Genomic DNA, 19,471 nt, shown 5'->3' on the forward strand with positions numbered 1-19,471 from the left:
CCCCTTGGCGTAGTGCTTTGCGGGGCATCCCTTTATGTGACATCGCCTCGGCTTTAATGATCGTGGCCGTCCCATTCGAACGTTGCCCCTTCCTTCAGTCGTCTGATCCGTATATTCGCTTAACATAGCAAACCTGCCTATACCGAAACTATACAAGGATAGAACGGGCAAAAAAGTGCCGATCGATGGCGAATGGCGTGTCTTGCATCCTGCGCTCTGCTGCTGCTGGCCGGCGACCGGATACTGGATACCGGGTACACGCTCGAGCAAATAGCGGGAATGTCGGGCTTCCACAGCTATTCTTGTTTCCACCGCGCCTTTTGCAAAAAAAAATCGGCCTCACTCCGAGCGAATACCGGAGCAAGACCGAGATAGTCAATTAGGCGCAATTTCCGCCATTTATACAAATGCAGCACTTCATGCTCGAGATCACACCCGCAACGTCTTCCAAGCTCCCTTCTTGAACCGGCTCAGGATCAGAAACGAGCGAACGAACTGGTCGGCCGCCGCGGCGAGCCATATGCCGTACAAATCCATCTTGAAGCCGTATACGAACAGCAGGCTCAGCACAACCCGGAATCCCCATACCCCGATAAAGGTGGAATACAGCGGATAGCGCGTATCCCCCGCCCCGCGCAGCGCCCCGCTCAGGATGAACTGGGTCGCCTGGGACACCTGGATGCAGCCCATAATGCGGATCGACAGCGCGCCCTTCTCGATAATTTCCGGTTCGATCGTGAACAGCTTCATAATTTGCGGTGCAAAAATAATAAACCCGACGCCGATCAAGCCGGCGACGTAAGCGCCGATCTTACGCACCTGCCATCCGTATTTCTCGGCGAGGTCCGGCTTCTGCGCGCCGAGCGCCTGGCCGACGAGCGTAGAGGCGGCTATCGCGAACGCCATCCCCGGCATGAACGAGAGTCCCAATATCGTGAAGGTGATCTGGGTAGCCGCCACCGCCATCGTCCCGAGACTCGCCGCCACTTTGATAAAGATGAGCATACCGAGCCGCATGACGATTTGCTCGAGCGCCGAGGGGAAGCCGATTTTGCCGATCCTGGCGATCATGGCCCGATCGAACCGGAACAGATTCCTAAGCGACAGCCGCACTTTGAATTTGCCGCTGAACATGACGGTCGTCACCCATGTCATGGAGACGAGCTGGGCGACAAAGGTGGCGACCCCCGCTCCCGTGATACCCATCCCGGAATAGCCGCCGATCCCGTAAATGAGCGGAAAACCGATCACGACGACCAATACGTTGGCGACGACGTTGATCTTCATCGGGGTACGCGTATCCCCCGACCCGCGCAGCGTAGCCGAGAACGACATCGAGATCGTGGTGAAGCCGATCGACAAAAAGATGAACTTCGCATAAGAGAGCCCGTGCGCCACGACCTCCTCCGAGCCGCCCATCAGACGCAACAGGTCGGCCGCGAACGAGTAGCTGAAGGCAATCATCAATACGGACAGCATAATGTTGAGCAGGAATGCCTGCCCGGCCGCCCGGTCGGCTTCGTCCAGCCGGCCCGCCCCGATCGAACGGGCGACGATGACCGTCGTGCCGACGTTGAGCGTGGAGAATATCGCCAGAAAAAGAAAAAAGGGCTGGTTGGTCAAGCCTACCGTCGCCACCGCTTCGGGACTCAGACGCCCGACCATAATCATATTCAGCATTTGCGTAAAATTCGCCAGCATCATCTCGACAAGAGAAGGACCGGCCAGACGGAAGATCGACTGCCGGACCGCCTTCTTGTCGTCCGGGTCGACGAGAAGCGCGTCGTCGGTCCGCCGCTCGCCTCTGTCCGTCGTTTGTGCGGCTGCCGGCGCTTCACGGGACGCGGCTGCCTCTTCCGATACGCCTTCCCGCTCCGCCTCATCGTGCTCACTTTCCGGCCCGCGGCCCCGCGTTGCATGACGAAGGTCGCTCCGTTCTCCGCTTGTCGGCACCGTCGGTTGCCGACGTCCCTCGTCGTCCGCTTTCATCGGTCCGCCTCCGTTTCCGTCATCCAGTAGTCGTTCCATGTATGCATGCTGCCGATTGCGCTTTCCAAAGGCATGTTTCGTTTAGCATAACCGCAGACCCGCATGAAGTACATGGACAAAAACTTCATAATAACCGGATTATCTTTGCGCGGAACGCGGAAAAACCGTTCCGCCGCCGGTCGCTTGACCGACAGACGGGACGGTTCGGACTGAGTTCACAGCCAATCGGCGCGCGACAGTTCGGCCTCTCCGCTTAGTACGGCCCGATCTCCGGCAAGACGCTTCAACTGCTCCATCTGCACCCGGATCGCTTCCCGCAAAAACATATATTCCCTCCAACCGACATAAACCATGTAACCGGGCAAAACCTCCCGCATCTCGACCAGCAGCGCATCGAGCTTATCCAATTCCCGCTCCAGCCGCCCCCCGATGCCGGCCAGCCCGCTCCGTCCCGCAATCGGACCGTTAGCGATCCGCTCCTGGTCACGGACCGCATCGGCAAGCCCGAGCAGCGCATCGATCAGCCCGACCACTCTCCTGCACTCGAACCGAATGACCTGCAATTCGTATTCCCTTCCCGATACCGCGCTTCCCCGCTCGAACGACAGCAGCGCATTGAGGGCCAGCGCCCGAGTTACCCTATACGCTTTATGAGTCCCGTCCGTAGCCAGCACGCTGCGGATGATTCTGGCCGGATAAGGGCGGGCGGCATCGGAATTGCCCGAGAAAACGCCAATCTCCAGCAGCAGGACAAACGTGGAGGAGTACTGGAACAGCTTCCGCATATCGCCCATCCCTCCGGCCCAGTGCTCCGCTTCGTCGGACACGATCCATTCGGCATACTGACGATCGAATTCGGATGCGTCCCGTTTCCGCGTATTCCAGCTTTTCTCCGCCAAATAGGCCGTGTTCCGCCGAAAGGTCGGCGAATACAGCGCGTAGGCTAACGCGCCCTGGAACGATTGCTCCACTCCTTCGTTGACCCGGTTCTCCACATTCTCCACGTAATCCTGGTAGAACATGCCCGGCAAATATCCCGTGCTCGGCGCCATCCAGCCTTCCGCACCGCGAACCGCTTTGACCGAAAACGCGGGCATCGTATAATTCCACCACTGAATGACGATTTTCCCGGCAAGTCCGTGCCGTTCCAGCAGCTCTTCAAACGACTCGTCAAACCCGGTCAGGCTTTCCGCCATATCGTGCCAAATGATGACCTTGTCCATGCCGTTCTCAATCAAATATCCGCCTATTTCCACCAAATAGAGCTCCAGCAGCCCGCGTGGAGAATAGGCTGCCAAATCGACGCTGCTCCAACCGGATATTTCGTCCATGCCGATATGAAACCAAGTCTGCCCATACGGCAGCATGTACCGATCGATGACGCGCTTGAACATCCGTTTCAGCATGGGAAACGTGTCCGGATGGGTCAGCGAATAACCGCTGCCCGTCGCTTCGCCCTTATTATTGATCGCCGAAATATGCGGGTACAGCCGAGGCAGCAGCAGCGAATGCCCGGGCCCGTTCAATTGCGGCACTACGCGGATGCCTCGTTCCACCGCATAAGCTATAAGCTGCCCCAGTCCGTCGTTTTCGTACAGAGCCGGACGGTACGTCTTGGTCGCCGTTTGTTTGGTCAAGGGATCGAAATAATGGATACGTCTATCCGGCAGTCGCTCCGGATGATCGAGAATCGGCGCAAACAAAAATTCGGAGCGGCTGTTGGCGTCCGTCGGGTAACGGCTGGACCAGCAGCCGTATATCCCGACACTGAGCGTATTAAGCTTGAAGGACACCATCTCGTCGATCATCGCCTTCCAGTCCGCCAATTCCATTAAATCGGAGCCCCAGAAGCATTCTGCGAAAATCCCCCGCACCGATACATCCGGCTCGTCCTCGATCGCCGCGAGGGGCAGACTTAGCAAGTCGCAGGACGTCTCGGGCTGCAGCAATTGAATCAGCGTTTGTACGCCATGCAAAATTCCTCTTGGCGACCCGGCAATGCTCATTTCGTGGCAATCGGATACGAGGCTGTATCTCTCCGTTTCCGTTTCAGTCCCTGTTTCAATAAGCCGAATTCGATAGGGAAGCTCTCCTTCCGCTCCATCGCTTATATCAGCCTCACTAGGACGTACAAGTACCCTTCCTCTCCAATGCTCCCCTAGCCAGGAGGACAATTGGCGCGCAGCAGATTGCGTCACGGAGGCCGGCCGTGTCCCCGCTTCGATCGTTACGGTCCGGCTGTTGTCAAGCGGCCGCTTTCCGTCGTAGCGCATCCGCTTCGGCGCCGGTATCAGGGTGGGAATCGTGTTCAACAGGTCGTCTTCCTTTCGTTTTTGATTTATAATTCGTGTACATACACGGATGTCAGGAGATACGGGCGATGAAGCAATATTCGATCGGGGAGCTGTCTCCCCATGTCCATATCATAGTCAGATGGAATAACAAAAAGCAGTTTGTATACGATAGAGAACCGAATGAGACTTGGACGCTTTTCATTCCCGAGAGCGGAAGCTTCCTGTTCGAAATAGGCAGCCACCGGGGAACGGCGACGTTCGGCGATCTGGTGCTCTGCCCTCCGGACGTGCTGATGGAGCGGGAAGTCGTAACCCCGCTCACTTTCCTGGCTATTTATTTCGATTTGTACACGCATGGCGGACACAAGATTGAGAGTGAACATGAACTGCTGCCCGATGCTGCCGGCAAATGCGTCGTGCAGGATACGCAGCGGCTGTCTTCCACTTGCGAATATTTGAAAAAGGTAATCCATCAAAAAGATTCGGTCAGCGTGTACCGCAGAAACTTTCTGCTGCAAGACTTGTGGCAATTGTATGCTTGGGAATCGAATTCCGCGTCGCAGGACAAACAAAAGCTACCGGTTGACCCTTTAATGCGCCAAGCGGAGAGCCTTCTTCGCGAAGCCAGCTCCGCCTCCTTCGGCATGAAAAACGTATCGGGCGAGCTCGGCTTAAGCGCCGTCCAGTTTACGCGCCGCTTCAAAGCGGTATACGGGATGACGCCTTCCGACTACGTTACTTCCCTTAGGCTCAGTCGCGCCCGCACGCTGCTGGCGGAGACGAAGATGACGCTGGACCAGATTGCTCAGAAGTGCGGATACGAGAACGGGCTGTACTTGAGCCGGATCTTTTCCAAAAAGATGAACATCAGTCCGTCGCAATATCGCAAAGCCCATTTCATGTAAACTTTTATTTCTTTTTCTCCGCATCGATCATTTTATTGATTTCTTCTTCCGCACGGCTCAGCGCCGTATTGACGTCGATCGTTCCTGCCGCATAATCATTGAATCTCGCTTTGGCGATAGTCTCGGCCTTCGTTCGGTATTCCGAAGCCACGGGATACTGCACGGGCTTGCTCTTGAATATGCCCTCCACATGCTTGCCCTTCAGAAAAGCCATATCGGCGCCGAAAGCTTTCGCCACTTCGGCACTTTTCAAGGTGGAGATGCTCCCCGACTTCGATCTTAGGATCTGAAACGATTCCGAGGTCAATACGTCGAGAACTTGCAGCGCCTCTTTCTTATGCTTGCTTGCCTGAGTGATCGTACCGACATAAACGCTGGCATTCCCGAACGTATCGGGTTTCTCCGGAAAGCCGGGATATTGCGCCACATCCCATTCCAGCCCTTCCTTCTCGGCCGCTTCCAACGCAGAGAAAATATTCAGGTGACCGACCATCGCCAACGTCTTATCCTTCGTAAATTCGTTTAAGACGGCTCCTGCCGGCTTATTGCCGGGGATGGAATAAATCGTCTTCACCAGCTCGAAAACCTTTTTCCACTGATCGTTGTTAATGGCGGCTTTCTCCGTCTTATAGTCAACCGCGGCAAGCGACAACGGCTGCGATATCCAGATGATCCCGCTCCCCGGATCCAGCCCGCGGTACTGCGTACCGCCATCGAATCGGGTTACTCTTTTTCCGAGCTCGACCGTCTGCTCCCACGTCATCCCGTCCTTGGGATAATCGATCCCGAACTTATTGAAAATATTTTTGTTGTAATAAAGGGCGTGAAACGTAGTTTCATAAGGCAAAGCAAACAATTCATCGTTCGTTGAAGCAATTTTGACATCGGCGATATAGTTCGATTCGAAACGGTCCAGGCTGAACTTGTTCTCCTTGATCAATCCGCTCATATCGTACAACAGGCCCTTGGTGCGATAGGAGCTCAGATTGCCGTTAAAGGTGAAAATGACGTCCGGAACCGTGCCTGCGATCATCAAATTGTCAAGCGTGTTTCCGTCCGCGGGACGCATCATGTTCAACGTAATATGCGGATATTTTTTCTTCACATGCTCGGTGAGCAAGTTATCGAATAATTCGTTGTACGTTCCGTCGACGGCCGCCGTAACGGTCACCGGCTCAAGCTTGACCTCCTTCGGATTGCCGCCGCCATCCGCATTGCTTCGGGCCGCATCCTGACCACCACAGCCCGTAATCAGGGCAATTCCAATCAACAATGACGTTGCGTGCTTGATCTTTACCATGGCTCCCCCCTCCTCGTATGTGTATTGCTTATATTGAGAGCGCTCCCATGTATCGTATAAAAAAGCTCTACCCATGCCTATGGATAATAACGTCATGTTTCATGCACTTCGTTTCAAGGGCGAGGAACAATCGGTCAAGGCGACCGTCGAATTCAACAACAAAAAGCGCGCAAAAAATACCCAAAGCTGCCGGGGAGCATGATCCGGCAGCCTTGGGGTCGGCTGTTTCCTTGGCGGAAGGACGAGACGGAACCGGCCGTCGTCCCCCATACCCATCGTATTCGGTTATTTCCGGCGCATAGCCGGCGGTCGTACGCGGCGCGCCTACGAACGGATCGTTCCGGCCCCGTCTCCGGAAGCCGCACCCGCTTCCCCGCCTCCTCTTGAGCCGCGGTACTCCAGGGGAGTGACGCCTTCGCGCTTTTTGAATTTGCGGAAAAAGTTATTCGGATCGGTAAGCCCGACTTGCTCGACGATGTCTTTGATTTTCAAATCGGTTCCGATCAGCAGCTGCTTGGCCTTCGTCATACGGATTCCGTCCACATATTGCATGAGCGGGCTGCCGGTCTGATCCTTGAAATAGCGGGATAAATACGAACGCGATACGCCCAGCCTGTCGGCGATCCCTTCCGAGGACAAGCTCCCGTCGGCATAATGCTCGTCGATGAAGGCGAGCGCCTGCTCCAGCAGGCCGGCATTTTTGCTCTCCTTGCGGGAGGCGATATCGTCGCATACGCCCCGGCAAAACTTGATGACCGCCGACTCCAGCTCGGCGATCGTCTCGAACCGGGTCGCGAACAGCTCCGTCAAGCTGGCCGCCGCTTCCTCCGGCAGTTCGATGCCCGATTCGGCAAGCGTCTTCATAATCGTATGGACGAGATCGAACGAAAGCCGCTCCCCCATGTCGACATCCAGCGGCTGCCCGGACAGGCTGGCGACGATTTCCCGTATCCGCGAGTCGGCTTCGTCCTTGTCGCCTTTGCGAATCGCCGCCGACAGAAGCGGGTGAAGATCGAACGGATACCGGTATCGGCCCGGTTCGTTTTCCCGCAAGCTCGCGTAGACGAACGTTTTCCCTCCGCCGAGCAGGTAGCGGCTGCGCGCCGCGTAGTTGGCTTCGAGATACGATTTGTAGAGCAGGTCGACGTCCCCGCATATGCAGCCGATTCCGGCCGTAAACGTGAAGCGGAAATGCTGCTCAAGGAAGCCGTTCGCTTTGTCGGTCAGCTCCTTCACCTGCTCGACGCCGCAGCTCTCCTTCAAGTTCAATACCAGTATGATGCCGCCGGGCTCCATCCCTTCCAGCGTGCTGCCTTGACCGAGATCGCCGGAAAGCTCCTCCAGCACGTTTTTCAAGCTGAGCGTCATGACGGCCGCTCCCGGGCGAGCTCCGCCGACCGGGATGCGCCCATACTGCCCGTAATGATCGATCAGCAGCTGAACGACGACAAAGCGGCCATACGGGAAATCCAGCACCGGTTCGAAGGGCGGCGCCGTTTCGTCCGACGTCTTCGATTTTCCGCGAATGAGATCAAGCAGAGCCTTTTCCATGACGATCCGCGACTGGCTCTTGATGACGGTGTGCAGCTTCCGCTCGGCCCGGTATTGGCGCGCGCCGAGCACGAACGACAGCAGCACGCTGACGAGCAGCACGCCGAGCACGGAAACCGCGAATACGTCCCTGCTTCGGATGACCGGCCCGAGCGCCCGTTCCGCCGGCAAAACGCTGACGAACGCCCAGCCGTTATAACCCGATACGATGCGGGTGACGAACAGCCGCTCACCGTCAAGCGTTACGGTTCGCACACCGTCCCGGGGCAGGTCGTCGGGCAGCCGGGCAAGCAGCGAAGCCGCTTCTCCTTCCTTGCCGCGTTCCGCCGCGTAAGCGATCAGCCGTCCGCGGTCGTCGGCGATATAGGAATAGCCCGCATCGTTTTTCAGCACATTGCGGATCATGCCGCTCCATTCCCGCTCGTCGATCTGAAACAGGATGACTCCGTAAGGCCGGCTTGCATTCAACGGGAGCGGATACAGGTAAGTGGCCCTGTTGCGCGTCTCGACGCCGTTCAGCGTAACCGGCTCCAACGGACGGAGAAACGGCTGACGCAGCTGCCCGAACTCCGCCTGAAACGAATCGCTGTCCCAGTGCGCGTACCGGTAAGCCTCTCCGAAAAAGGAATCCAGCTCGTACATGCCGCTTGCGGCATAAATACGGTCGCCCGACTTGCCCCGGAAATAAACCGCGATCTCGCCGGCAAAGCCGTTGGCCGCCTTGAACTTGGCCAAGCTTCGCACCTTCTGGCCCATCCGGTATCCTTCGCTGGCCGGAACGTCGGACACGAGATCCGGATCTCCGGCAATCAACTGGGCGATACGGTTCATATCCATCATGCGCGCATCCGTTACATCCCGCACCTGCTTCAGCAACGAGACGGACGTTCCGGCGATTTCCCGCTCCATCGAGCGGAAGAACGTCCCGTACACAACGATCCCTACGACAAGCAGCGCGACGCATACGAGCGCGATGTAAGACAGTACGTAACCGGCCAGCCCCCTTCCGGCAAAACGGATCATGGCTGTTCTCTCCTCGAATCATGCATGGCAAACCGCTTGTAAGCGGATGCATAAATCGCCATGTAGCCTGTCAGTCCTTTTCGGCGCAGCGACACCTCATAGTCGTCCCACGCTTCGAACGATACCTCGCCGGTAATGAAACGATCGCGCATCTCGGCGACATAGCCTTGAATGTCCGCGCTGTAGGCGATCATCAGATCGTTCTCGTCCGGCGTATACGTAAAGTCCGGCCACACTTCGGCAGGTAGCGCCGACTTGAGCGATTCCGCCCCGTGCAGTGCCGAAGCGGACGACTCGGCCCCCATAAACGTGGATTGTCTGACTATGCCCGGGTATTCGGCGCGCGGCCAAATCAGGAATCGGCCGATCATCCGCTCCGCCTTGGCGTCGTCGCCTTTTCCCGCCACGGCTTCGGTGAAAGCGAACGTCCCTGCGGGCGTCGATCGGTACGTTTCGTTTTCGATTCCCAGAAAAAACAGCCGATTCCCTTCCTCGCCATAGAAATAATCGGCCCAGCGGATCGCCGCTTCCGGATAACGGTTCGAGGAAGTAATGGCGAAAGCGCCGGCGCGATGCAGCGGATGGGTCACCCCGGCAAACAGCCGATCCCCGCGAGGTCCGGCGAGAGCGGCGGCCGCCGTATATTCGCCTTCACCGGAAGGCGGAGGGCCGTTGCCGACGAAAGCGCCTACGTTCCCTTCGCGGATCAGACGCAGAAATTCGTTTTCGTTAATGGCGAACAGTCGGTTGTCGAGCAGCCCTTCTTCGTACAGGCGGTGCATAAATTGCAGCAGCTCCTTGTATTCCGGGCTCGTCGGGATAAACCTTAACGCTCCCGATCTCGGGTTCACGTCCACGAACGGATGCTCCGCGCCCCGATTGCCCAAACCCCATGCCCCTTTGAGCACAAGCTCCAAGGAGTCGATGTCCTGCACGAGCAGCGCGGTTTCATCATGCTTGTAGTTGCCGTTCATATCATGGGAAGCGAACCGCTTCAGCAGGCGGTACAGCTCTTCCGTCGTTTCCGGCGGCTTCTCGCCGAGCTTGGCGAGCCAGGATCGGCTCAACCACAGCTTCCGGCCGGTCAGCATGGAACCGAATTCCGGATCGTACAGCATCGGGAGCGAGTAAATATGGCCGTCCGGCATAGTCATCCCGCGGCGCACATCCGGATAACGGTCCAGCAGCGCTCCGAGAAACGGGGCTTCGCGGTCGATCAGCTCTTCCAGCGGGATCAGTACGCCCGACGCGCCATAACCGACCAGCTCGAGCGGGGACAGCTGCGTCCCGTACAAGACGTCCGGCCACTCCTCCGAGCCGCGGGACAGCAGCAAGTTGCGCCGATCCGCGACCTCCGACGCCGGGACGGTTTGCCAGTCGATATGGATCCCGGTCAGCTTCTCGTAGCTCTGCCACAGCCGCAGACGGCTCCAGTCGGAGGCGACGGCCGGGGAGTAGCCGGCGAACGCTTTTATGGTAATCGATTGCTCTTGTTGAAAAGGAACGCTCTCCGTTTCGGAGCCTTCCCGCTCCGCAGCGGGTTTTCCGTTCTGCCATGCCGCCGTCATGCCAAGCGCACAGACCCCGACGAGCAGAATGACCGCCGTCGCCGCCAATCCGGTCTTCCTGGTTGTCGACTTCATGCCCCGCCTCCAGTCCGTCTAACGCGTGTCGCCCCTATTGTAACGGATGATTGCAGGTTTGTATATAGGGTCGGCTGACGGTTCTCCGGACGAAGCCGGCGTATCCCCGCTTCCTATTTCGCCGCTTGCAAAAGCTTGTTCGCTTCTTCGTTCGCCGCCCGAAGCGCCGTATTGACATCGACCTGTTTATTGTAGTAGTCGACAAAATGCTTTTCCAGTATCGTGCCTACTTGCCCGACGTATTTCCCGCGGTTTTTCAAATCGACGGCATGGCTTTTGAAAATGCCGGTAATATTTTTTCCTTTCAGCTCCGGGATATCGGCGCCGAGCTCATTATTGAATTTCGGGTCCTGCATGGCCGTCTGTCTGGCCAGCTTCCGCGCGATCATGGACTGCATCTCGTCCGATACGAACGCCATCAATACATGCATCGCCGCATCCTTATGCTTGCTCGTGCTCGTAATCGCGAGCGAGCCGGCATTGACCTCGTCGAATACGTTTTTGTGTCCGGGCAAGCTCGGATATTGGACGACGTCCCAATTCATGCCCGACTTTCCGGCCTCGGCCAGCAGCGTCAGAAGATTGACCGTAGCGAACATGGCCAAATTCCGGTTTTTGAGGAAGCTGTCGTTTCTCACCGTCGTAAACGGTACGGGCGCCTCGTTCCCCGGGATCGAATGAATTTTGTCGACCAGCTCGAATGCCTGCTTCCACTCCGGCGTCTCAAACGTCCCTTTCATATTCCGGGTGTCGTACAGGGAAGCTCCCATAATGCGTCCGAACCGCTGGATGGCGTATTGCGCCAATCCTTGATATTGGGTTCCACCTTCCTCCCGGGACACTTTCCTCGCCAGCTCGATCGTCTCGTCCCAAGTCATCCCGTCTCTCGGGTATTCCACGCCGAATTTATCGAAAATATCTTTGTTGTAGTATAAAGCGATAAAGTTTTCCCAGAATGGAAGTCCGTTCAGCTCATCCGCCTTGGTCACCCGATGGGCGTTCAGGGCGACCTGATCGAGCCTGCTCAAGTCCACCTTGTACTTTTTGACCAACGGGGTAATATCGGTCAGCAGATTGAAATCGAGATACGAGTCGATGTTCCCCGTATGGGTAATGATAATGTCCGGCGTATCGCCCGTCGTGACCAAATTTTCGATTTTTCCGGTTAATTTTTTGATCGTAATGTGCGGATACTGCTTCATGGCCAAGGCGTACATCATATCCAGCTCGGCTTCCGGCAAGCCCCCCGTGCTCAGGATCGTAATCGTGACCGGCTCCGTATTGACCGCGGCTTCCTGAACGTTCTCCGGCGCCGGCGCGTTCGCCTGCTTTCCGCCGCATCCCCCCAAGAAGGCTGTCGCCGCCACTACTACGGATAAGACCAACCCCGACTTCTTGTACATCGTCTTTTCCCCCTAGTAAGCTTGATTATTTTTTCCCTAGCTGGGTGCCCAAATAGCTGTTGATTTGCTCGTCGGCATCGCGCAAAGCCGTATTCAAATTTTTCGCGCCCAAGGCGTAATCCTTGAAATTGCTCACCCCGAATGCTCTCGTATCCGAATAATATTTCGTTCGAATCGGCGCGGGGATCATCCGGCTTTTGAAAATGCTTTCTATCCGCTTGCCCTTTACGAAGTCCATATCCGATGAAAAAGCCTTCTTGAAGGCCGGGTCGCGAAGCGGCGACAACCGCGCCGTTTCCTTGGTCATCATAAGCTGCGCTGCGTCCGAAGTAACCGCCTCCGCCACGAGCATCGCGGCGTCTTTGTGTTTCGCCGTAGGCGGAATGACGAGAATGTGCGCGTCCACATCGGTATTGACATGCGGAGCGCCCGGAATGCTGGGGTATTCGGCGACATCCCAATCCAGCCCTTTGAACGTCGCGTCCCCAAGCTGGTCGAACAGATTGACGGTCGCCATCATGGCTACGGTGCCTTGCAGAAAATCGGCGGCTCCGTTGCCCGCGTTGACGTCCTTCACTTCGTTGCCGGGAATCGTATAGATCGTCTTGGCGATTTCAAATACCGTCCTCCAGCCCGGGTTCATCATATTGGACTTCATCGTCTTCATATCGGCGTAATCGAGCGCCGCTTGACGGGCGATCCGGCCCACTCCCTCCGGGTCGAGTCCGCGATACGCGACGTCTCCCTCGCGTCGGGAAAGCTTCTTCGCGATGTCGATCGCGTCATACCAGGTCATGCCGTCCGAGGGGTAGGGAACGCCGAACTTGTCGAACACCGCCTTGTTGTAATACAAGGCCGTAAAATTAACCGCGTAGGGAAGCCCGAGCAGCTCGCCCTTGTCCGTCCGCAGCGAATCGAGAATGGCGCCGTCGAACCGGCTCAGATCGATGCCGTGCTTGCGGACGAGAGCGTTTATGTCGCCGACCATGGCCTTGTCGTAAAACTCCTGCAAAAATCCGTTATGCGTCTGAATCAAATCGGGTATGTCGCCCGCGGCGAACGTATTGGCCAAATAGCCGCCCATCCGATTGACCGTAATATGCGGATATTTTTTGCGGACCGGCTGTACGACGATTTTGTCGAAATCGGCATCGGTAAGCGGCATCGCCGGGTAAAAGTCAACCGTTACCGGCGACGGGTGCGCCGGGGCGGCTCTGTCCGGCGCGGTTGGTCCCGTTCCACCGGACGGCGGCGGTCCGTTCGCCTCCTCCTTCGTTTCGCAGCCGACGGCAAGCAGTACACACAACAGCAAGCCCGACAGCCCCGCCAACTTCCGCACGGTCCGGCTTTTTCTCATCCGTTTGCCTACCCGCCCTCCTTCCCTTATCCCGATTGTTCCGCTTCTCATACGCAATTCCCCTTTTCTCCCGATACAAAAGGCCCGGTGCGGACGGAATCCCCGATTCCATAATGGCTGTTCCGGCGCCCGATCGTACAGTCGCAATTTGTGTTTCGCACTTTCAATTTGTTACGTTCCCCTATTTCTCGCGGATTGTGCCGCTTGTTTTACGGAATCGGACAAGGAAGCCTCTTATGCAACATGGTAACGCATTCCGGATGACAAGACACTGTAACTTTTTGAATATGCGAAAGACGAATTGCAAGTATACGTCCGGGCACCGATGCCGCAATGTTAAAGGAAGAGAGGCGGATCGTTCTCGCAATGCCGATTGTCGTCGATGCGCCTTTACGACAAGGAGGGAAAATGATGCAACCATTGGACACGGACAAACAAATAAGCCGAAGAAAGCTTTTGGCGGCGATGGGGGTCGCCGGTGCGGCGGTATTGGGTTCGCAGTCTTTGCTGCAGACGGGTTTCGCGGATCCGAGCGTAACGGAGAGCGTTTACGGCACTTGCTGCGACGGGATTGAGGAGCGGATCGACGCGTTGCAGCAGGATGTGGACGGGCGTGGATTACATGCAAGCGGATTTGGCGCGGCAGGGGACGGATTGACCGACGACACGGCGGCGATTCAGGCGGGAATCGATTTTATCGCGTCAAACGGCGGAGGAGCCTTGATTTTGAGCGGGATTCATCTCATTACGAATATGATCGACTTGAAGAGGCAAGTCGCTCTTTATTTTGTCGAGGGCGCCAGACTGAATTTGAAAGCGAATACGAAGGCGTTGAACATGCAGCAGGATACGGCCCTGTTGGGAAAAGCGTATATTTATATCGATGTAAGCAACTATACGCAGTCCGCCTTGTACCTCAATGCCGCATTCGTAACCGGCGTGTCCTATCAATATGCCTATATCGAGACGCTCCGCGTCGAAGGCAACGTGCTGAACAATACGGGAAACGGCATTCATTTCGACGCTGCTTCCACCCCATCCAGACTAAGCTTCGTCAGGTTCAACAATTTGCGGATCCGGGGGTTCGGCAAAGGGATTTTCATGGACGCTCCTCCCCATGCCGGCGATACGGTCAATTACAATTACATAACCGGAAATATTATCAACAATGCGGTGATCAGCGATTGCGACTACTACATTTATGGAACGGGCGATCATGCGGCGCTCAATCAAGTGGACGGGAATACGTTCAACAATGTGCAGCTGCAGTACAACACCCGTTGCAAAGAAATGATCCATCTCGAAGGCCGGGGCAATATCGTGAACGGTTTCGTTTGGGATGCGGTCAATAAAAATTGCCTGATGGTCAATTTGACGGCGTCCTCCAGACAGAACCAGATTTTTCTGAACTTTTTGGACGGCAGCAACTATGTAGACGCGGGCCAATACAATTATTTGAGCTTGCGCGACCTGAACGGGCACAAGATCCCGTACAAAGACAAATTGACTTATTTGCCGAGCGGCGATTATCGGAAATACAACGGGGACTACGAAGATATGTTTCATGCCGCTCCCGTACTGCACGAAGTATCGGTCGTAAGCGGAGCCGAATATATTTCGGGCGGGGCTCTCGACAATGTCTTTCAAGGAAAGAACAATCAATATTTAAGGCTGAATTTGGCCGGCGGGAACGTTTTTTCATTCGAGATCGAGTTTAACGGCAACCACTTTTACGGCAACGCGACCGATTATGTGACCGGCGGCATCGAAAATGTCGGGCTGTACTTCATGTACAATCGCTGTCCCGAGCAGATCCGGCTGGACGTGACCGATCTGGACGGGATCGTGTACACAACCGTACAAGATATGCAATATATGAGATATTTGCCCGCTTACATGTTGAGAAGCAATGTGTTGAACGGGCTGATGAAAGGGGTACGCAAAATCAAGTTTACGTTTACCGGGCAATATTCCAGCGACGTGCGCCTGGGCCGGGTGTTCGGCCATTCCTACTACATCGGCGGAAACAAATATTTGGCCAATAGCGGCGATTTCGTCGCCGGGGATTTGACGTTTATCCAAAACGGCCATGGCGTCGTGCTCACTTCGCCCAACGGAAGCAGGTTCAAGCTGAAGGTGTCCGACAGCGGAGAGCTGACCGCCGTCGAGATGTAGGAGGCGTTCCTTAACCGCGGCACCGCGCCGGCCAAACCCCGTTTCCCGCCGGCAAAAAGCACGACGGCCCGCAATCCGCTAACTTAACGACACGTCCTCGCATATAAAGGAACGGTTCTCCGTTATAGTACCGATTTCCGCGACTTTTCTAAAAATAGCGGAACGGCGTTCCGCTATACCCGATTATCGGGAAGAAAAGTGTCCGAAACGGCGGAATAGAGGAACTCGTTTCCGTTATCGGTCCGTCGTCGGCGGTATTCCGTGAAATAGCGTACGCACGTTCCGCTATCGGACAACCAGCCTTTATAAGGCTGCCATATGCGCATGATGTTGTCGTTGAACAAAAACAAGCGGTCGTAACTGTCGACCGCTCGCGCGCTTGCCGCTAAAAATTTCTCGACTCCTCGAACCAAATGTTTGCCCGCCTCGTGAAGGTTACGATTTTTCTGCCGGCTGTTGCATCGCCTACGACATCGGTCGAGCCCTTCAGCCGGATCTTGCTGTCGTCGTTCACGATCGTCGCTCCGGGGAACAGCCGGACGAACAAACGCTGGCCGTTGGCGCCGTCGACAAAATCGGTAATCGTGGAAGCGTCGCCGATCGCGATATTCGGACCGCGAAATACGGTCGGGGTCGAACCGGTTGCTACAAGCTCGCGCGTCGCGTCCTCGAAGCCGACCGCATCGGCGACGCGGCCGAAGGCGGCCCGGCCGATATTCGAATAATAGCCCGCGCCGGACAGATAAGCTCCGCCGATTCCGTTCACAACGACAGAGCCGGGAACAAGCCCGGCCGAAGCGGCATACGCGTATATCCAGTGCGACCGCGACGAGCCGCGCACGGTCTCCGCTCCGCCGATGCTTAGTTCCCGCAGCGCCTTGCTGCCGAATGCCGCGATCGAGATCGCGGCAGCCGTGCCGCCATGCACGTTGCCGCTAATCGACCCGACGTACGTCTCCGCCGCAGCCGCTATGCCGCTGCGGCTCTTCGTATAGATCGCCCCGGCGGGAACCGGCGCAACCCAGTCCGTCTCGATGCCGATGTTGGCAGCGAGCCGCCGTCGATGAAATTGTTCCCGGTTACGGTAGAGTATTTGACCTGGGACAAGTACACCGCGTATTTCCAATCGCCGGAAATGGAGTTGCCTGACACCGCGATCCCGGTACCGTCCTTATATACTTGGATTGCCGCATCGTCGGTATTTTCCAGAGACGAGACATAAGACGAGATGACGTTCCCCTCGACGACGATCCGCTCGCAGTACCAGGCGATGTTGACGGCGCTCGACCGGGCGTTGTGCAATTGGTTGCCGCCAATAGTCACGCGTCTGCAAGCCGGACTTAGATTGATATTGCGGTGCGAGGAGCCGTTAATCGTGTTGCCGCTTATTTCTCCGCGAACAAGACCGCGGACATGGATGCTTTACCGACTGACGGCGCCGTTTCCGTCGAAAGGAGCGCTTTCCACCTCATTATATCGGCGGGGGATACGATGGACCATTGCCGATACAGACCGCCTTATTGGCGATTTGGACTTGGGCGTATCGTCTCCCTGTATTTGCCCGGCGGGCAGCTCGCTTCGCGCGTGAACAGCTTGGTGAAAAAAGCCGGGTCCTCGTAGCCGACCAGCTCCGCTATGACCGAGATTTTCTCGTCCGTATCGGCCAGCAGCCGTTTCGCGTGATCGATCCGGATCCGGTGCAAATAATGGATGACGCTCGTTCCGATATGTTTGTTGAATTGCCGGTTCAGCTGCCTCTCCCCGATATGGAACAAGTTCGACAGCAGGGCAAGCGTAATTTTCTGATTGTAATGCCTCTCCACGTATCCGCATACGCGGCGTACCAGAAGCTCGCTTGTGGAACGGGCTCCGGAATGCTCGCCCCGCGTGTCGTAGTGCCGGGACAGCAGGATGAACAGCTCGACCATCTTCAGCCGGACGAGCGACTGGAACCCGGAATGGCGCCTGCCCATTTCCCGCTCGATTTGTTCCAACAGCTCCATCGCTTCCCTGGCCGCTTCCCCCTGCAGATTGAGCTTATGGTGAAAACGGGCTTCCCCGTTCAAAAACGGCTGTACGTAGAAGAAATCGAGCGAATCGGACAATTGCATCTCGTGCAGCAAAGAGCTCGGGATAAAATCGGGCTGAAACAGACAGTTTACGATTTCGATCCGCTGATTGTCCTTCAGAGCGTATTCGTGCATTTCTCCGGGGTTGATCATGAAGACGTCGCCCGCTCTCAGGTCGAAGGCGGCGTCCTGGATCAGGTGCGTCGCCTGCCCGTCCATGACGAAAATGAGCTCCACGAATTCGTGGACGTGCCAGCCCGGCGTATTCAGACTGTTATGTCCATTGCGTTGTATCCAGAACGGAAAATCGCGCGGATGCGAATAATGGACCATGAGCTTCCTTTCCAATTCCAACGGCGGCACCTCGCTTTCTTATTAGCCCCATCATATCACATGTCCGGTCCGTGCCGGCGTAAGGCTGAAGCACCCGGGATTCGGGCATAAGCGATGCCGATTCCGACAAACCTTTCCCAAATGACCGGATCGGCGGCACCCATGACCGATTCGCCAATCGCTCCCGCCGGGCGTTCGTGCTAGTCTGGTGCTGAGCATGCGGATTGGGTCCGGCCGACCGGTAAATTAAGTTCATTTTTTTGTTCCGCGTTTCCATGTTCCTCGGCTGGGTTGCGTGGACCGTCCTTTGCTCCAGCTACGGGTTACGTACTCCTTGGTCCGGATCATTCGCCGCCTTCTGTTCGGCAATGTTCCCGGCATTCGTCATTCCGGCCGGACATGCCGGCTGTCCTCCCTGTACTTTCCCGGAGGACAGCCGGCTTGCCGGGCGAACAATCTGCTGAAGAAGGACGTATCCTCGTAGCCGACCATCTCCGAAACGACCGCAATCTTCTCGTCCGTATCCGCCAGCAGCCGCTTCGCCTTCTCCATGCGGACCCGATGCACGTATTCGATCACGCTGCAGCCGGCATGCCGATTAAAGTACCGGTTCAGCTGCCTCGCCCCGATATGGAACAGCTCCGTCAGCACCGGCAGCGTCAGCTTCTCGGCGTAATGCCGCTCCACATAGCCGCACGCCCGGCGGACGAGTACTTCTCCCGGCGCAGCGACGTCCGCTTGGTCTTTCCGTTCGCTGTAATAGCGGGACAGCAAAATGAACAGCTCGATCATCTTCAGCTGGATCAACGGCTGAAACCCGGAGCGCCGCCGGCTCATCTCCGCCAGAATGCCTTCCAATATGCTCAGTGCGGCGGAAGCGTCGGAGCCGCGCAAGTTCAATTTGTGATAAAAGCGCGCCTTCTCGTGTAGAAACGGCTGGACGTAGAAAAAATCCATCGCATCGGACACTTGCAGCTCGCCCAGCAGCGAGGTCGGAATACAGCCCGGCTCGAACAGGCAGTTCACGATTTCGATGCTCTGGTCCTCTTTCAGCGCATAACCGTGTGCCTCTCCGGGATTGATGACGAATACGTCCCCCTCTCCCACCTCGTAATAAATGTCCTGGAACAAATGCGTCGCCCGCCCTTCTACGACAAAGATCAGCTCCACGAATTCATGAACGTGCAGCTCGGGCACATCGAGGACATCGTGACGGTTGCGCTGGATCCAGAACGGAAAATCGCGCGGATGGGAATATTCCTTCATCGATTTGGTATACATGGACGACCCCGCCTCGCCTTCGGTTCGCGCCCTCCGCGAGGTTGACGGCGTACGATCCGCCTCGCCACCCTTTCCAATCTCGCCAGCAGGGCAATCTCTACGGAAAGCGTATCCAATAGGCCGCGGAAATGCAACCCGTACTTGTTCA

At 56.5% G+C, this 19,471-nt stretch carries 12 protein-coding genes and 1 pseudogene; 2 read left to right on the forward strand and 11 right to left on the reverse strand.

Annotated elements, in window-relative coordinates; all coding sequences use genetic code 11:
- Nucleotides 1-429: 429 nt before the first annotated feature.
- A complete protein-coding gene (locus FE784_RS14930) occupies nt 430-2,028 on the reverse strand; it encodes an MATE family efflux transporter (protein ID WP_139603009.1) in 1,599 nt (532 codons plus the stop codon).
- Between the two features lie 176 nt (nt 2,029-2,204).
- Nucleotides 2,205-4,301, reverse strand: coding sequence for a family 20 glycosylhydrolase (locus FE784_RS14935; protein WP_139603010.1), 2,097 nt, complete (start codon nt 4,299-4,301; stop codon nt 2,205-2,207).
- A gap of 68 nt (nt 4,302-4,369) precedes the next feature.
- Here FE784_RS14935 and FE784_RS14940 point away from each other — a divergent pair, with 68 nt between their 5' ends.
- The gene (locus FE784_RS14940; protein ID WP_139603011.1) at nt 4,370-5,188 is read left to right on the forward strand and encodes a helix-turn-helix domain-containing protein; all 819 of its coding nucleotides are present in this window, start codon (nt 4,370-4,372) and stop codon (nt 5,186-5,188) included.
- Between the two features lie 4 nt (nt 5,189-5,192).
- Here FE784_RS14940 and FE784_RS14945 read toward each other — a convergent pair whose 3' ends face one another.
- The 5 genes from FE784_RS14945 to FE784_RS14965 all read right to left on the reverse strand — a co-directional run bounded on the left by FE784_RS14945 (nt 5,193) and on the right by FE784_RS14965 (nt 13,516).
- Nucleotides 5,193-6,488, reverse strand: coding sequence for an ABC transporter substrate-binding protein (locus tag FE784_RS14945; protein WP_176706229.1), 1,296 nt, complete (start codon nt 6,486-6,488; stop codon nt 5,193-5,195).
- A gap of 324 nt (nt 6,489-6,812) precedes the next feature.
- On the reverse strand, nt 6,813-9,062 hold the full coding sequence (locus FE784_RS14950) for a helix-turn-helix domain-containing protein (RefSeq protein ID WP_139603013.1): 2,250 nt from the start codon (nt 9,060-9,062) through the stop codon (nt 6,813-6,815).
- Complete coding sequence (locus FE784_RS14955; protein ID WP_139603014.1) at nt 9,059-10,705, reverse strand: extracellular solute-binding protein; 1,647 nt, start codon at nt 10,703-10,705, stop codon at nt 9,059-9,061. The genes FE784_RS14950 and FE784_RS14955 overlap by 4 nt, the downstream gene beginning before the upstream one ends.
- A gap of 113 nt (nt 10,706-10,818) precedes the next feature.
- Nucleotides 10,819-12,108, reverse strand: a complete 1,290-nt coding sequence (locus FE784_RS14960) for an ABC transporter substrate-binding protein (protein ID WP_139603015.1) — start codon at nt 12,106-12,108, stop codon at nt 10,819-10,821.
- A gap of 25 nt (nt 12,109-12,133) precedes the next feature.
- The gene (locus FE784_RS14965; protein WP_139603016.1) at nt 12,134-13,516 is read right to left on the reverse strand and encodes an ABC transporter substrate-binding protein; all 1,383 of its coding nucleotides are present in this window, start codon (nt 13,514-13,516) and stop codon (nt 12,134-12,136) included.
- A gap of 360 nt (nt 13,517-13,876) precedes the next feature.
- Here FE784_RS14965 and FE784_RS14970 point away from each other — a divergent pair, with 360 nt between their 5' ends.
- Nucleotides 13,877-15,640 carry a glycoside hydrolase family 55 protein gene (locus FE784_RS14970; protein ID WP_218103777.1) on the forward strand — a complete coding sequence of 588 codons (1,764 nt, stop codon included), beginning with the start codon at nt 13,877-13,879 and terminating at the stop codon, nt 15,638-15,640.
- 385 nt (nt 15,641-16,025) lie between these two features.
- Here FE784_RS14970 and FE784_RS41915 read toward each other — a convergent pair whose 3' ends face one another.
- The 4 genes and pseudogenes from FE784_RS41915 to FE784_RS14985 form a co-directional block, all read right to left on the reverse strand.
- Nucleotides 16,026-16,766: a hypothetical protein gene (locus FE784_RS41915; protein ID WP_246132030.1), complete on the reverse strand. Its 741-nt coding sequence runs from the start codon at nt 16,764-16,766 to the stop codon at nt 16,026-16,028.
- Nucleotides 16,760-17,059, reverse strand: a pseudogene (locus FE784_RS42850) (hypothetical protein); the annotation flags it as partial. The pseudogene FE784_RS42850 and the gene FE784_RS41915, both read right to left, overlap by 7 nt.
- A 98-nt stretch (nt 17,060-17,157) precedes the next feature.
- Nucleotides 17,158-18,063 (reverse strand): AraC family transcriptional regulator, encoded by a 906-nt coding sequence (locus FE784_RS14980; RefSeq protein WP_139603018.1) that lies wholly within the window; start codon nt 18,061-18,063, stop codon nt 17,158-17,160.
- A gap of 363 nt (nt 18,064-18,426) precedes the next feature.
- Nucleotides 18,427-19,323 (reverse strand): AraC family transcriptional regulator, encoded by an 897-nt coding sequence (locus FE784_RS14985; RefSeq protein WP_139603019.1) that lies wholly within the window; start codon nt 19,321-19,323, stop codon nt 18,427-18,429.
- Between the last annotated feature and the right edge of the window lie 148 nt (nt 19,324-19,471).

Origin of the sequence: Paenibacillus hemerocallicola (assembly GCF_006265175.1) — a bacterium.
GTDB lineage: Bacteria > Bacillota > Bacilli > Paenibacillales > NBRC-103111 > Paenibacillus_AB > Paenibacillus_AB hemerocallicola.

Excerpts from the sequence above, each read along its gene's own strand:
- FE784_RS14940 (WP_139603011.1), top strand. The coding sequence starts at position 4,370 with ATGAAGCAATATTCGATCGGGGAGCTGTCTCCCCATGTCCATATCATA.
- FE784_RS14930 (WP_139603009.1), bottom strand. The coding sequence starts at position 2,028 with ATGGAACGACTACTGGATGACGGAAACGGAGGCGGACCGATGAAAGCG.
- FE784_RS14970 (WP_218103777.1), top strand. The coding sequence starts at position 13,877 with ATGCAACCATTGGACACGGACAAACAAATAAGCCGAAGAAAGCTTTTG.
- FE784_RS14965 (WP_139603016.1), bottom strand. The coding sequence starts at position 13,516 with ATGAGAAGCGGAACAATCGGGATAAGGGAAGGAGGGCGGGTAGGCAAA.
- FE784_RS14945 (WP_176706229.1), bottom strand. The coding sequence starts at position 6,488 with ATGGTAAAGATCAAGCACGCAACGTCATTGTTGATTGGAATTGCCCTG.
- FE784_RS14950 (WP_139603013.1), bottom strand. The coding sequence starts at position 9,062 with ATGATCCGTTTTGCCGGAAGGGGGCTGGCCGGTTACGTACTGTCTTAC.
- FE784_RS14960 (WP_139603015.1), bottom strand. The coding sequence starts at position 12,108 with ATGTACAAGAAGTCGGGGTTGGTCTTATCCGTAGTAGTGGCGGCGACA.
- FE784_RS14985 (WP_139603019.1), bottom strand. The coding sequence starts at position 19,323 with ATGTATACCAAATCGATGAAGGAATATTCCCATCCGCGCGATTTTCCG.
- FE784_RS14955 (WP_139603014.1), bottom strand. The coding sequence starts at position 10,705 with ATGAAGTCGACAACCAGGAAGACCGGATTGGCGGCGACGGCGGTCATT.